The sequence below is a fragment of the Streptomyces longisporus genome (assembly GCF_039532765.1).
Classification (GTDB): Bacteria; Actinomycetota; Actinomycetes; order Streptomycetales; family Streptomycetaceae; genus Streptomyces; species Streptomyces longisporus.
Genome location: NZ_BAAASG010000015.1, coordinates 65130 through 79935 on the forward strand (window position 1 = coordinate 65130; position 14806 = coordinate 79935).

Consider the following 14806-nt stretch of genomic DNA (forward strand, 5'->3'; position numbering starts at 1 on the left):
CGGCAGCTCAACGCCGTATCAGAAGCAGCACCAGCACCGGAAGTCACACGCGCCACGGGGGGATCGTCGTGTTCGGAATCGTCAGGCCTTGTCGGCATCGGCTCGGTGAGAATCTCAAGTCCCAATGGGTTGCCCATTTGTGCGGACTGTGTCTCGCGCTGCGCAAGGATCACGGTCAGTTCGCACGAGTCGTGACCAACTACGACGGGCTGCTCATATCCGTTCTGACGGAGGCTCAGGCCGAACGGGCTGCCGGATTGCGGCGTACGGCGGGGCCTTGTCCGCTGCGCGGGATGCGTACCGCAGCCGTCGCGCAGGGGGAAGGGGCGCGGCTCGCGGCCGCGGTGTCGCTGGTGCTCGCCTCGGCGAAGGTCCGGGACCACCTCGCCGACGGGGACGGGCTGCTGGCGCGGAAACCGGTCGCGCTCGCCGCGCGCCGGGTCGCCTCGAACTGGGACGCGGCGGGGGCCCGTACCGGATCCGCCGTCGGGTTCGACACCGCGGTGCTGGTGGACGCCGTGGACCGGCAGACCGGCATCGAGGCGCTCGCCGGGCCGGGGACGCCGGTTCTGACGGTCACCGAACCGACCGAGACGGCGACCGCCGCGGCCTTCGCGCACACCGCGGTCCTGGCCGGACGGCCGGGCAACGCCGAGCCCCTCGCCGAGGCCGGGCGGCTGTTCGGGCGGCTCGCGCATCTCCTGGACGCTGTGGAGGACAGGGAAGCTGACGCCGCGTCGGGTGCCTGGAACCCGCTCACCGCCACCGGAACCTCGCTCGCCGAGGCCCGGCGGCTCGCCGACGACGCCCTGCACGGGATCCGGCTCGCGCTGCGGGAGGTGGCCTGGGGGTCCGGGGTCTCCCCGGAAAAGCACAGCGCGGACAGCGGGCTCGCCCACCGGCTGCTCGTGCACGAACTGCGCACCTCCGTCGACCGCGCCTTCGGTGCGGCCTCCTGCGCGCACGGGTCGCCGCCGCCCCCGCGGCGTGAACGGCGTGGGCTGCTCGCGGGCTGTGCGGTGTGGGCCGGGATGGCCTGCACGTGCCAGCTGTGCTGCGGCGAGTACGAGGACCCGTGGAGCCGTGAGCGCAAGGAGGGCCTGTGCGACTGCGACGACTGCTGCGATTGCTGTGACAACTGCAATGGCTGCAATGGCTGCGGCGACTGCTGTGACGGGTGCGACTGCTGCGACTGCGGCTGCGACTGCTGATCCGGTACCGCAGGTGTCGTATACGGAATGCGCCGCGCCAAGCGGCCACCTGGCGCTTCCCGAAGATCCTGTGTCCGCAACGTAAAAGAAGAAGATGATCTGGTGACCGGTGCCCCGTGAGGTCGTTGGGCGGAAGCAGAACCATTTCTGTCCCTGCCTCAACTCGCCACCCACATAAGGCACTTCAGTGGACGTCACAGCAAAAGCGACCACCACCATTCGTACCAGGCTGCTGCGGATCCTGATCCTCGCCCTCGCGGTCCTGCTGACGCTGCTCGGCGTCGCGGCCGCCGAGCAGATCTCCGCCTACCGCAACGCATCGGCCACCGACAAGAATGCACGGCTGGAGATCACCCTCCAGGGCCTGGTCCACGAGCTGCAGAAGGAGCGCGGACTCACCACCGGATACGTGGGCGGAGTCGGGCAGTTCAAGGCCAAACTGCCCGCCCAGCGGAGGGCCACCGACACCGCCCGCGCAGCGCTCGGCAAGGCGCTGAAGGGGCGCGATGACGCGGCCGCCGACTCCGTGCGCGAGTCCCTCGGACGGCTCGACGGCCTCGCCGGCATCCGCAGGGACGCCGACGACGGGACCGGCGTCGTGAAGGACACCTTCAACTACTTCACCACCACGATCACCGTCCTCGACCGGCTCGACCTCGGCCTCGACGCGGTGCGCGACGCCACCCTGCGCGACGCTTACCAGGCGCTCCAGGTCCTCGGCAACGCCAAGGAGTTCACCGGCGAGGAACGTGCCATCGTGCTCGGCTCGGTGCGCGCCTCCGGCGGCCGCTTCCGCGGTGACGACTACAGCCGCTTCATGCAGATCCGGGCCGGTCGCCAGGCCGCGCTCGCCGCCTTCCCGCGCTCGGCGACCGCCGACCAGGAACAGCGCCTCAACGAGGCCATGACCACTCCGGACGCGGAGCGCATGCTGGCCTACGAGAGCGTCGCCGTGCACGGCGGCTCGAAGCTGAGTTCCTCCAGCATCCCGCCCATGGACTGGTGGAACACCATGACCTCGACCATCAACGGGCTACGGGCGGTGCAGATCTCCCTCGGCGCCGACGTCGAGCACCGCGCCGCCGCCCTGGAGAGCACCGCCCAGCGCGACCTGCTGCTGTTCGTGCTGCTCGCGCTCGGCACCGTCGCCGCACTCGGCGCGCTCGCCCTCGACTGCGTACGGTCCGTGTCCGCGCCGCTCGCCGAACTTGCCCAGCAGGCACGCGAGGTGGCGGGCGAGCGACTGCCGCGCGCCGTCGCCGCCGTACAGGACGCGGACTCCGGGGAGAGCCCCGAGCCACCTGCTCCGCTCGCGGTGAGCCGCAGGGCGGGCGCCGAGGTCCGGGAGGTCGCCGAAGCCTTCGACCGCGTCCAGCGCGCCGCCTTCGACCTCGCCACCGAACAGGCCGTGCTGCGCCGCAACGCGACCGACTCGCTGGTCAGCCTCGGCCGACGCAACCAGAACCTGGTGCGCCGCCAGATCAGCTTCATCAACAAGCTGGAGCACGAGGACGCCGACCCGGCCACCCTCGCCAACCTCTTCGAGCTGGACCACCTCGCCACCCGGATGCGCCGCAACGCCGAAAGCCTCCTCGTGCTCGCCGGAGAGTCCAGCCCCCGCCCCTGGGCCACCCCGCTGGCCGTCACCGACGTGCTGCGCGCCTCGCTCGCCGAGGTCGAGGAGTACCGCCGCGTCACCCTGCGCCGGATCGAACCCGCGCACATCAGCGGCGCGGTAGTCGCCGAAGTCGCCCATCTGCTCGCCGAGCTGGTCGAGAACGCACTGAGCTACTCGCCGCCGGACTCCGCCGTGGAGATCGAGGGGCGGCGCACCAGCGCCGGCTATCTCGTCGCGATCGTCGACAACGGCCTCGGCATGGACACCCAGGCGCTCGCCGAGGCGAACGTACGGCTGTCCGGCACGGCCAGCTTCATGGCCGAACCCACCCGGTTCCTCGGCCACTTCGTGGTCGGCGCCCTCGCCCGCAAGTGCGGGATCGAGGTACGGCTCGGCGAGGCGCCGGCGGCCGGAGTGGTCGCCCGGGTGCTGATTCCGTTGCAGCTGCTCACGGAGGCTCCGCAGGGCAAGGCCGCCGACAAGCCGGTGCTTCCCGCTCCCCGGAAGGAGAAGGACGTGGACGTTCCCCCCGGGGAGCTGGTGACGGTTCCGGCAGAGGCGAAACCCGCCGAGAACGCCGGTGGCAAGGCCGCGGGCGGCAAGGGCACCTCCGCCGCGCGGACCCGCAACGGGCTCGTCAAGCGTCCGCAGCGCAGCGCGATCTCCGACGCCGTCAGCGAGACCGACCGCCCCGAGCGCCCGGCCCCCGCCGAGCCCACGCCCGACCGCAGCCCCGAGGAGATCTCCGGGATGCTCTCCACCCTGCGCAGCGCCCATATGCGGGGCGGGATCAGCGCGGAGAAGGAGAAGGCGAAGGAGAGCGACAAGGACGACCACAAGGGCGCCGAACAGAAAGAGAGTGACGCCAAGTGACCGCCGTCGACGCCCACAAGGACTCGCAGACCTTCAACTGGCTGCTCGCCAACTTCGTCAAGAGCACCGACGGGGTACGGGACGCGGTCGCCGTGTCCTCCGACGGGCTGCTGATCGCCGTGTCCGACGGGCTCGGGCGGACCGAGGCCGACCATCTCTCCGCGATCGTCTCGGGGCTCAGCAGCCTGGCGCGCAGCGCCTCCAAGCGGTACGGCTTCGACGGGGTCAAGCTCATCATGATCGAGATGGGGCGGGGCTTCCTGCTCGTCTCCGCGATCCGCGACGGCAGTTGTCTGGGTGTGCTGGCCGACAGCAGCGGTGAACTGGGACTCGTCGGCTACGAGATGGCGGTCCTCGCGGAACGGGCGGGCGATCTGCTCACGCCGGCCCTCATCGCCGATCTGCGGCAGGCGTTGCCGCGGTGAACGGCGAAGAGCCCATGGACGTAGAGCCCGTTGAGGACGCGACGTTCGTCCGGCCGTTCATCATCACCGGCGGCCGGGCCGAGCCGCTCCAGGCCGACCTGCGGCTGGAGACGCTGGTCGTCGCCGTCGGCGAGCCCGACGAGTCGCTGACGTTCGAGCGGCGGCACATCGTCGCGGTGTGCGAGCAGCCGACGACGGTCGCCGAGGTGGCGTCGCGGGTCGGCATCCCGCTGGGCGTCGCCAAGGTGCTCGTGTCCGATCTCGTCGTCGCCGGCCGGCTCGACTGCCGGGAACCCGAGGAGCTGCCGCTCCAGATGCTCGAAAGGATCAGGGACCATGTCCGGGCGCTCTGACAGGATCGTGCCGCTCGCCGTGAAGATCGTGGTGAGCGGCGGACTCGGCGTCGGCAAGACCACGTTCATCGGGGCGATTTCGGAGATCGAACCCCTGGACACGGAGGCCGCGATGACGCAGGTTTCCGTGGGGGTCGATTCGCTCGACGGGGTCGAGTCGAAGACGACCACGACCGTGGCGCTGGATTTCGGGCGGATCACTCTTGATCCGACGATCGCGCTCTATCTGTTCGGGACGCCCGGGCAGGACCGGTTCTCGTTCCTGTGGGACGACCTGGTGGAGGGGGCGCTGGGGACGGTCGTCCTCGCGGACACCCGGCGCATCGAGGAGTGTTTTCCGGCCGTCGACTACTTCGAGTCGCAGGGGGAGCCGTTCGTCCTCGCGGTGAATCGGTTCGACGGGGCGGAGCGCTTCGAACTGGAGGAGGTGCGGGAAGCACTCGGCCTGGGGGCCGATGTGCCGGTGCTGGAGTGCGATGCGCGGGATCGTTCCTCGGTGCGGGATGTTCTGGGGGCGTTGATGGATCGGGTGATCGGGGTTCGGGCTGCGCCCAAGAGGCGGGTGGCGATGGTGCGTTAGCGAGTGCGGGTTGTCTGTGGCTGGTCGCGCCCACGCGGCGGAGCCGCAAGTCGACGCAGCCCCGCGCCCCTTGAAACCAGGGCGCGGGGGACGGCGTCAGTTCTTCAGCTCCGGGGGTGAAATTTCGGACTTCGTGATCGCCGAGCCCGTCGTGCCCCACTTCTTCAGGATCTTCTCGTACGTGCCGTCTGCTATCAGCTTGTTCACTGCCGACTGGAAAGCCGGCGCCAGGCTCGTGCCCTTCTTGAAGGCGAAGCCGACGTCCAGGCGGTGGTACTCGTTGAGGAACTTCACGCCCTGTTGCTGGGCCACCGCGTAGCGGAGGCCGTTGATGGTGGACATCACCACGTCGCTGCGGCCCTGCTGGAGGGAGGACCAGATGGCGCCGGTCTCGCTGTAGGTCTGCACGTTGTACGGCTTCTTGCCGGCGGCCGTGCAGAGCTTCTTGTTCTCCTCCAGCGTCGCCTCGAAGGTGGTGCCGGCGCCGGTCGCCACGTTCAGGCCGCACAGCTGCTTCAGGTCCGTGACCTTGGAGAGCTTGCTGTCCTTGCGGGTGGCGAAGCCCTGGCCGTCGTTGATGTAGGTGACGAAGTCGATGGTCTTGCGGCGCTCGTCCGTGACACCGAAGTTGCTCGCGCCGAAGTCGTACTTGCCGCTGTCGAGGGCAGGCAGGATCGCCTCGAAGCCGGCCTGTTCGGACTTGAGCCTGATGCCGAGCACCTTGGCGACCGCGTCGGCGAAGTCGACGTCCTGGCCGGTCAGGGTTTTGCCGTCGTCCAGGTAGGTGGTGCCGGGCGGGGTGCCGCCGACGCTGAACGCGACGGTGAGGCTTGTCGTTCCCCACGGCAGGAGCTTTGCCGACGCCTCGTCCTTGTGGACGGCGGAGACCACGTCCGTCGTGGGGACCTTGTCGGCCTTCGCCGAGGTGCCCTCGGTGCCGGCCGAGCCGTCCGGACCGGAGCCGCAGGCAGTGAGCAGCACAGTGGCCGACGTCATCAGGGCGAAAGGTGCAAAGAGGGTTCTACGGGTACGCGTGAACGTGCGCATCGGGTGCGGTCTCCTGGAAGCAGAAAGGAGTGAGAAGAGCGCGAGGGGAGGGGGGCGTGCGCGTGTGAAGGCGAAGAGGGAGAACGCTGAGAACGCCCGGTCAGGGCGCGCAGTGGGGTCGGCTCAACAGGAACAGGACCACACTCGACCGAAGTCGATGTGGGAGCGCGTGACCAGCCACTGCTGTGGATGCATGGGCCAAGTGGAACAGGCATCCGGTTCTGCGTCAACTGACTTGAGACGTGCCGCTCACATGCCGGACAGCCTTGACAGTGAGGGGAAACGGCCCCGTAGAGTCGATGGACGGCCCTGCTGAGGGGCTCGGCCGTATCGCGCTGTCGCCGTGCCCGGCCCGGCGCGCCCGTGTGAAGGCATCCACCGTGTTCGACCAACGCGTCACGGAGCCTTCGCATGTCTTCCGACACTCTCGCCAAAGTCCCTGCGGCACCGGACATACCCGAGCAGGCCGCTGCCCTGCGTATCGTTCCGCAGCGGCGGTTCGGGCAGTGGACCGCAGCCGTCCTCGTGCTCGCCCTGCTCGCTCTCGCCGTCAACTCCGTACTGCGCAACAAGGCGTTCCAGTGGGACGTCGTCGCCGAGTACTTCACCTCGGACTCGGTGCTGCGCGGGCTGTGGCTCACCCTGTGGCTGACCGCGGTCGTGATGGTGCTCGGCTTTGCGCTGGGCACGCTGCTCGCCGCGTTCCGGCTGTCCGCCAACCCCGTGCTACGAGCGGTGAGTTGGGGTTACGTCTGGCTCTTCCGGTCGATTCCGATCCTGGTGCAGCTGTTGTTGTGGTTCAACATCGGGGCCCTGTATCCCGAGTTGTTCGGGGTCAAGACCGTCAATCTGCTCGGGCCCGTCGAGGTCGCCGTCGTCGGACTCACGCTGCACGAGGCCGCCTACGCCGCCGAGGTCGTGCGCGGCGGCATCCTGTCCGTCGACGGGGGGCAGATCGAGGCCGCGCAGGCGCTCGGGCTGAGCCGGTGGCGGCGCCGGCGGCGGATCGTGCTGCCGCAGGCGATGCGCTCCATCGTGCCGCCCGCCGGGAACATGTTGATCGGCACTCTCAAGGGCACCTCCATCGTCAGTGTCATCGCGGTGAACGACCTGCTCTTCTCGGCGCAGCTGATCTACCACCGCACCTACCAGGTCATTCCGCTGCTGATGGTGGCCACTCTCTGGTACACCGTCGTCACCTCGGTGCTCGGTGTCGGGCAGTACTACGTGGAGAAGCACTACGCCCGCGGTTCGGAGCGCGCGCGATGAGGCCCTCCCTGGTGATCGTCGGGGCCGGGCCGCGGGGGACCGGTCTCATCGAGCGGATCGCCGCCAACGCGCCCGAGCTGTACGCCGGTTCGGGCCTCGACATCCATCTCGTCGACCCCCATCCGCCGGGCGCCGGACGCATCTGGCGCGCCGCGCAGTCGCCGCTGCTGTGGATGAACTCCCACGCCGAGGACGTCACCATGTTCACCGACGAGACGGTGGCCATGGAGGGCCCGGTGCGGGAGGGGCCCACGCTGCACGAGTGGGCCGGCATCGACGGCCGTACCTTCGCGGACCGGCAGCTCCAGGGGGCCTATCTGCGCTGGGTGCATGAACAGGCCGTGGCCGACCTGCCCCCGGGCGTCGTCGTCCACCACCACCCCCGCCGGGCCCTGCGGGTCAGCGGCCCGCGCGAGGGCCGTCAGCAGGTGTGGCTGGAGGGCCGCCCGCGCCCGCTCCTGGCCGACCTCGTCGTGCTGACCCTCGGCCATCTCGACGCCGAACTCGACGAGCAACAGGTCGAGTTGGCGGAATATGCGCGTGCGCACGGGCTGGTCCACCTTCCACCCGACTTCACCGCCGACAGCGATCTGTCCGCGCTGAAGGCCGGTGAGCCCGTTCTCGTCCGCGGGTTCGGGCTCGCCTTCGTCGACCTGATGGTGCTGCTGACCGAGGGGCGGGGCGGGCGGTACGAGGGCGACACCTATGTGCCGTCGGGGCGGGAGCCGGTGCTGTACATCGGTTCGCGGCGCGGAGTGCCGTACCACTCGAAGATCGGCTACGACTGGAGCGGTGAACGGCCGCCGCTGCCACGGTTCTTCGGGCCGCCCGAGGTCGAGGCGCTGCTCGCGCGCCCCGAGGGCTTCGACTTCCGGCGGGATGTGTGGCCGCTGGTGGAGAAGGAGCTGGGGTTCGCCCACTACCACCGGCTGTTCACCGTGCATCCGGAGCGGACGGCCGTCGAATGGAGTGCCTTCGAGGAGAAGTACGCGGCCGCGTCCGACGTGGCCGAGCGGGAGGCGCTCGTGGCGTCCGCCGTCCCCGACCCCGCCGACCGGCTCGACCTGGACGCACTCGACCACCCGCTGGACGGGGTGCGGTACGGCTCCTTCGAGGAGTTCCAGGAGGGGCTGCGCGGTTATGTGGAAAATGACCTGAGCAGACGTCACGATCCGCACTACAGCCCGGATCTGGCCGTGTTCCTCGGGCTGCTCTCCGTCTACGGTCAGCTGGTCCGGCTCGGTGGTATCGGCCCCTGGTGGCACGGGTTCTTCAGCTATCTGGCCTCCGGGCCGCCCGGTCCGCGGCTGCGGCAGCTGCTGGCCCTGTCCCGTGCCGGTGTCCTGAAGTTCCTCGGCGCCGACATGACCGTCAGCGCCGAGGGCGGGGTGTTCCGGGCGTCCAGCGCCACCGTTCCCGGTGCCTTCGTCGAGGCACGGGCGCTGGTCGAGGCGCGGCTGCCCGAGCCCACCGTCGGACGCGCCCGCGACACCCTGCTGCGCGAACTGCACGCCGACGGCGCCGTCGAGACCCCCGACGGACTGCTCCGGGTGGACCCCGCCGACGGGCGGCTCCTCGACGGGGCCGGGCGGCCGCACCCCCGGAGGTTCGCACTCGGGCCCTACACCGACGGACGCACGCCCGGCGCCTTCACCCGGCCGCGCACCGGTGGTCCCGCCTTCCGGCAGAACGACGCCACCGCACGGGCCGCGCTGCGGTTCCTGCGCGAGCTGGACGGCAGCGCGGCCGCATGACCCGCCTCCCTCCCATTCCCAAGGAAGTGCCCCGATGAGCGTCATGGTCGACATCAGATCCGTTCACAAGAGCTTCGGCTCGCTCAAGGTCCTCAAGGGCATCGATCTGGAGGTGCGCACCGGCGAGGTCACCGTCGTCCTCGGCCCGTCCGGCTCCGGCAAGTCGACGCTGCTGCGCACCATCAACCACCTGGAGAAGGTGGACCACGGAGCGATCAGCGTGGACGGCACGCTGGTCGGCTACCGGCGCTCCGGCGACAAGCTGCACGAACTGCCCGAGCGTGAGGTGCTCAAGCAGCGCACCCGGATCGGGTTCGTCTTCCAGAACTTCCATCTGTTCCCGCACCTCACCGTGGTGGACAACATCATCGAGGCGCCCGTGTCCGCGCTGAAACGGCCGCGCAAGGAGGCCCTCGAGAGCGCGCGCCGGCTGCTGGAGCGGGTGGGTCTCGCGGACAAGGCCGACGCCTACCCGCGGCAGCTCTCCGGCGGACAGCAGCAGCGGGTCGCCATCGCACGGGCGCTGGCGCTGGAGCCCAAGCTGCTGCTCTTCGACGAACCGACGTCCGCGCTCGACCCCGAGCTGGTCGGCGAAGTCCTCGATGTCATACGGGACTTGGCCGATCAGGGCATCACGATGATCGTCGTCACGCACGAGATCGGCTTCGCCCGCGAGGTCGCCGACACCGTGGTGTTCATGGCCGACGGGAAGATCGTCGAACAGGGCCCGCCGGGTGACGTGCTGGACGCTCCCCGCCATGAGCGGACCCGGGCGTTTCTCTCCAAGGTTCTCTGAAAGGTTCCCCCCACATGACCTCATCGCACGGCCGGGGGCTGTTGCACCTGGCCGCCGCCCTGGACCAGCCGGCCGTGTTCGACGCCGGTTCCCACATCGAACTGGCGCGGCTCGCCGAGCGCGGCGGCCTGGACTTCGTCACGCTGGACGACACCTTCGCCCGCCCCGGTCCCGACGCGCTCGCCGTCCTGTCCCGGGTCGCCCCCGCCACCGCCCGCATCGGCCTGGTCCCCACCGTCACCACCACCCACACCGAGCCCTTCCATGTCCAGGCCGCCGTCGCCACTCTCGACTGGGTCAGCCGCGGGCGGGCCGGCTGGCGGATCGAGGTGTCCACCACCGAGGGCGAGGCCCGCCTCTTCGGCCGCCGGCATGCCGTGACCGCCGACGAGCTGTGGCGCGAGGCCGGTGAAGTCGCCGAGGTGGCCGCCAGGCTCTGGGACAGCTGGGAGGACGACGCCGAGATACGGGACCTGGCGACCGGCCGCTTCATCGACCGGGACAAGCTGCACCACGTCGACTTCACCGGCACCGGCTTCTCGGTGAAGGGCCCCTCGATCGTGCCGCGGCCCCCGCAGGGCCACCCCGTCCGCGTGGTCGACGCCACCGAGGGGCACGCCCGGCGCACCGCCGCCCAGTACGCCGACGTGGCCCTGGTGCGCGCCGCGAGCCCCGCGCAGGCCGCCGCCGTACGGGACCAACTCCGTCAGTCGGCCGCCGAGTTCGGCCGCAACCCCGACACCCTGCGCGTGCTCGTGAGCCTCCTCGTCGACCTCGGCGACGGTGAGCACGCGGCCGAGCCGGGCCACGGCGGGGGCGGCCCCCGGCAGACCGTGCAGGGCCCGCTGTACCGGGGCGGCCCCGTGGACCTCGCCGAACTGATCGCCGGCTGGCACGCGGACGGCATCGTCGACGGCTTCCACCTCACGCCCATCGAGCCACGCCGTGACCTGGAGCGGCTCGTCAACGGCACGGTGGCGCTGCTCCAGCACCGCGGCCTGTTCCGCACTTTCTACCCGGGCAGCACCCTCCGGGAGCACCTGGGTCTCGCCAGGCCCGCCAACCGGTACGCCGTGACAGGGGGAGCGTCATGACCGTACGACGTAAACGAATGCACCTGGCGGCCCACTTCCCCGGAGTCAACAACACCACCGTATGGGCCGATCCACGGTCGAAGTCGCAGATCGACTTCTCGTCCTTCGAGCACCTCGCCCGCACCGCCGAGCGCGGCCTGTTCGACTTCTTCTTCCTGGCCGAGGGGCTGCGGCTGCGTGAACACAAGGGCCGTATCCACGACCTGGACGTGGTGGGCCGGCCCGAGTCGCTCACCGTGCTGAACGCGCTGGCCGGCGTCACCGAACACCTCGGCCTCGCCGCCACCGTCAACGCGACCTTCAACGAGCCCTACGAACTCGCCCGCCGGCTGGCCACGCTGGACCACCTCAGCGGCGGCCGCGCGGCCTGGAACGTGGTGACCTCCTCCGACGCCTTCACCGGCGAGAACTTCCGTCGCGGCGGCTTCCTCGCCCCGGCGGACCGGTACACACGGGCCACCGAATTCGTGGACGTGGCAAGGAAGTTGTGGGACTCCTGGACCCCCGAGGGCGTCTCCCGGCCGTTCGCGCACCGTGGGCGGCACTTCGACGTCGCGGGCGAGTTCACCGTCCCGCGCCCGCCGCAGGGGCACCCCGTCGTCATCCAGGCCGGGGATTCGGCCGAGGGACGGGAGTTCGCCGCGTCCACGGCCGACGCGGTCTTTTCCGGCTGGGGGTCCGGGGGTTATCCCCCGGGAAGGCACAGCACTCGGCACGGCACGCTGGAGGCGGGGCGCTCCTTCTACGCCGATGTGAAGCGCCGCCTGAAGAAGTACGGCCGGTCCCCGGGCGACCTGAAGATCATGCCCGGTGTCACCGTCGTCCTCGGCGACACCGCCGCCGAGGCTCAGGAGAGGGCCGCCGAGATCCGGTGGCAGCAGGTGTCCCCGCAGAACGCGATCCTCGCCCTGGAGCAGATCTGGGGTGTCGACCTGTCGGCGTACGACCCCGACGGCCCGCTCCCCGAGATCGACCCGGTGGCGGACTCCACGATCACCCAGGGGCGGACCCGGCGCGGCGACACCGTCGCGGTCGCAGAGAAGTGGCGCGCGCTGTCCAAGGAGAAGGGGCTGTCCATCCGGCAGACCGTGATCGAGGCGGGCGGCCGGCAGTCCTTCATCGGCACGCCCGAGGCCGTCGCCGCCGAACTCGACGCGTATGTGCAGAAGGAGGCCGCCGACGGCTTCATCCTCCAGCCGCTGATCACCGCGGTCGGACTCGACGAGTTCGTGGACCGCGTGGTGCCGCTGCTGCAGGAACGCGGGGCGTTCCGTACGGAGTACCAGGGCGCGACACTGCGGTCACATCTGGGGTTGCCCGACCCGGTGCCATCCCTCGGTGCCTGACCGGCCTGGGGCGCCGCGGGGTCGAAGGCCATCCGGAAGGGCGACTTCCGGACATCCCCGGGAGCTGGGCTTCTGCCCGCTCCCACCGCCGGAGAACCGGTTCGTTGAGGGCTTGACGGCCGAAAGGCGCCCTTGCGTCTACCGGCCGTTCGGCCGAATACTCCCCGCAAGCGCTTGTCAGGGGCACGGCGTGTCCGGAATCCGGACGAACGCGGCCCTGGCTGCGCCTCACGGGCCCCGACCCCACGCGGGCCCCCGACTTCCCCTTGGGAGGAACGAACGTGAGGATCAAGCGCACCACCCCCCGCAGCGGCATTGCGAGACGGACCCGGCTGATCGCCGTCACCACCGGTCTCGTGGCCGCCGCAGCGATCGCGGTCCCCAGCGCGAACGCGTCCACCGCCACCCCCTTCAGCACGGCCCAGCTGAAGAGCGCCGACGCCTCGGTGCTCAAGGCGAACGTCCCGGGCACCGCCTGGGCCGTCGACAGCAAGAACCACCGTGTCGTCGTCACCGTCGACAGCACGGTCTCCAAGGCCGAGATCGCAAAGATCGAGCGGCAGGCCGGCAGCAACGCCGGCGCCCTCACCATCAAGCGCACCTCCGGGCAGTTCAAGCCGCTGATCAGCGGCGGTGACGCCATCTACGGCGGCCAGTACCGCTGCTCCCTCGGCTTCAACGTGCACAGCGGGAACACCTACTACTTCCTGACCGCGGGCCACTGCGGACAGGTCGCCTCCACCTGGTACTCCAACTCCAGCCACACCACGACGCTGGGCACGAACGTCGGTTACACGTTCCCGGGCAGCGACTACGCGCTGGTGCGCTACACCAACTCGTCGATCTCGCACCCGAGCACGGTCGGCAGCCAGACCATCTCCAGCGCGGCCACCCCGAGCGTCGGCACGACGGTCTACCGCCGCGGCTCCACCACCGGCACGCACAGCGGCCGGGTCACCGCCCTGAACGCCACCGTCAACTACGGCAACGGCGACATCGTCTACGGCCTGATCCAGACCACGGTCTGCGCCGAGGGCGGCGACAGCGGCGGCCCGCTGTACGGCGGTACCGTGGCGTACGGTCTGACCTCCGGCGGCAGCGGCGACTGCACCTCCGGCGGCACGACCTTCTTCCAGCCCGTCACCGCGGCGCTGAGCCACTACGGCGTGAGCATCGGCTGACTTTCCTGCGATCGGCCCCCGTACGCAACTGGCGTGCGGGGGCTCCCTCTTGTTCGGGTGACGGAGTTACCTTCGAAGTACACATTCCGAAGAGCGGATTTCGAAGCACAGACTTCGAAGCACAGACTTCGAAGGACTAATCAGGCTCAGTCCCCTGGGGGGCCGGCATGGTCGAGGAGCTGGTGGCGGCGGGAGCGACCCTCGCGTCCGCCGGTGTGGTGTACGTGATGGCGGCCGCGCGGGTCGTCAAGCAGTACGAACGCGGTGTGGTGTTCCGGCTCGGCAGGCTCCGCGACGAGGTGCGCGGGCCTGGGTTCACGATGATCGTGCCGTTCGTGGACCGGCTCCAGAAGGTCAATATGCAGGTCGTGACGATGCCGGTGCCCGCGCAGGAGGGCATCACCCGGGACAACGTCACGGTGCGGGTGGACGCCGTCGTCTACTTCAAGGTCACCGGGCCGGCCGAGGCGGTCGTCCGGGTCGAGGACTACCGGTTCGCGGTCGCGCAGATGGCGCAGACCTCGCTCAGGTCCATCATCGGCAAGAGCGAACTGGACGATTTGCTCTCCAACCGGGAAAAACTCAACCAGGGGCTGGAGTTGATGATCGACAGCCCGGCCGTGGAGTGGGGCGTCACCATCGACCGTGTCGAGATCAAGGACGTGTCCCTGCCCGAGACCATGAAGCGTTCGATGGCCCGGCAGGCCGAGGCCGACCGGGAGCGCCGGGCCCGGGTCATCAACGCCGACGCCGAGCTCCAGGCGTCGAAGAAGCTCGCCGAGGCCGCCCAGCAGATGGCGGACACCCCGGCCGCGCTGCAACTGCGGCTGCTGCAGACGGTGACGGCCGTCGCCGCCGAGAAGAACTCCACGCTCGTGCTGCCGTTCCCGGTGGAGCTGCTGAGGTTCCTGGAGAAGGCGCAGCAGACGGCAGGAGCGCCCCAGCAGGTGCCGCAGCAGCCGGTCCAGGTGCAGCAGCAACCGGTGCAGGAGCAACTGCCGCCTTCCGTGCCGACCTTGGAGCCCGGCCCCGAGGGGGCGAATTCCGGACAGGACTAGACCTCACGCACCGCACACGGGCTACTCGCTCGTAGTGTTTGCAGAGCGAAGACATGGCGTGACCGTGGACTGTCAAAAACGCCGGGGGCGCACACACCGCGTTCTACGCGCGTCCTGAAGACGCCCTTGTGTGCTCCCTGCCGCCCTCGGGATAGTAGGCGCTGTTCAACGCCTTCCGGTTCGCGAGGTCCCCACAACCTC

General features: G+C 70.0%; 13 protein-coding genes. 12 read left to right on the forward strand and 1 reads right to left on the reverse strand.

Annotated elements, in window-relative coordinates; translation table 11 throughout:
* The first annotated feature begins 68 nt into the window (after positions 1-68).
* From ABD355_RS31075 to ABD355_RS31095, 5 genes are all read left to right on the forward strand, one after another.
* Positions 69-1211: a DUF5685 family protein gene (locus tag ABD355_RS31075; protein WP_344404142.1), complete on the forward strand. Its 1143-nt coding sequence runs from the start codon at positions 69-71 to the stop codon at positions 1209-1211.
* A gap of 187 nt (positions 1212-1398) precedes the next feature.
* Positions 1399-3702, forward strand: coding sequence for a sensor histidine kinase (locus ABD355_RS31080; RefSeq protein WP_344404143.1), 2304 nt, complete (start codon positions 1399-1401; stop codon positions 3700-3702).
* Complete coding sequence (locus ABD355_RS31085; protein ID WP_344404145.1) at positions 3699-4127, forward strand: roadblock/LC7 domain-containing protein; 429 nt, start codon at positions 3699-3701, stop codon at positions 4125-4127. Before ABD355_RS31080 ends, ABD355_RS31085 begins: the two co-directional genes overlap by 4 nt.
* A 14-nt stretch (positions 4128-4141) precedes the next feature.
* A complete protein-coding gene (locus tag ABD355_RS31090; RefSeq protein ID WP_344404147.1) occupies positions 4142-4480 on the forward strand; it encodes a DUF742 domain-containing protein in 339 nt (112 codons plus the stop codon).
* On the forward strand, positions 4464-5060 hold the full coding sequence (locus ABD355_RS31095; RefSeq protein ID WP_344404148.1) for a GTP-binding protein: 597 nt from the start codon (positions 4464-4466) through the stop codon (positions 5058-5060). The genes ABD355_RS31090 and ABD355_RS31095 overlap by 17 nt, the downstream gene beginning before the upstream one ends.
* Before the next feature lie 96 nt (positions 5061-5156).
* On the opposite strand, the gene ABD355_RS31100 is transcribed toward ABD355_RS31095, so the two are convergent.
* Positions 5157-6107 (reverse strand): ABC transporter substrate-binding protein, encoded by a 951-nt coding sequence (locus tag ABD355_RS31100; RefSeq protein WP_344404149.1) that lies wholly within the window; start codon positions 6105-6107, stop codon positions 5157-5159.
* A gap of 411 nt (positions 6108-6518) precedes the next feature.
* On the opposite strand from ABD355_RS31100, the gene ABD355_RS31105 reads away from it, so the two are divergent.
* From ABD355_RS31105 to ABD355_RS31135, 7 genes are all read left to right on the forward strand, one after another.
* Positions 6519-7376 (forward strand): amino acid ABC transporter permease, encoded by an 858-nt coding sequence (locus tag ABD355_RS31105; RefSeq protein ID WP_344404150.1) that lies wholly within the window; start codon positions 6519-6521, stop codon positions 7374-7376.
* The gene (locus ABD355_RS31110) at positions 7373-9130 is read left to right on the forward strand and encodes an FAD/NAD(P)-binding protein (RefSeq protein ID WP_344404151.1); all 1758 of its coding nucleotides are present in this window, start codon (positions 7373-7375) and stop codon (positions 9128-9130) included. The genes ABD355_RS31105 and ABD355_RS31110 overlap by 4 nt, the downstream gene beginning before the upstream one ends.
* A gap of 34 nt (positions 9131-9164) precedes the next feature.
* Positions 9165-9926, forward strand: a complete 762-nt coding sequence (locus ABD355_RS31115) for an amino acid ABC transporter ATP-binding protein (RefSeq protein WP_344404152.1) — start codon at positions 9165-9167, stop codon at positions 9924-9926.
* Positions 9927-9940: 14 nt separating this feature from the next.
* Positions 9941-11020: an LLM class flavin-dependent oxidoreductase gene (locus ABD355_RS31120; protein ID WP_344404153.1), complete on the forward strand. Its 1080-nt coding sequence runs from the start codon at positions 9941-9943 to the stop codon at positions 11018-11020.
* A 17-nt stretch (positions 11021-11037) separates the two neighbouring features.
* Positions 11038-12366, forward strand: a complete 1329-nt coding sequence (locus ABD355_RS31125) for an NtaA/DmoA family FMN-dependent monooxygenase (protein WP_344404342.1) — start codon at positions 11038-11040, stop codon at positions 12364-12366.
* A gap of 281 nt (positions 12367-12647) precedes the next feature.
* Positions 12648-13547: a S1 family peptidase gene (locus tag ABD355_RS31130; protein ID WP_344404155.1), complete on the forward strand. Its 900-nt coding sequence runs from the start codon at positions 12648-12650 to the stop codon at positions 13545-13547.
* Between the two features lie 167 nt (positions 13548-13714).
* Positions 13715-14605 carry a slipin family protein gene (locus tag ABD355_RS31135; RefSeq protein WP_344404156.1) on the forward strand — a complete coding sequence of 297 codons (891 nt, stop codon included), beginning with the start codon at positions 13715-13717 and terminating at the stop codon, positions 14603-14605.
* Positions 14606-14806: the final 201 nt, after the last annotated feature.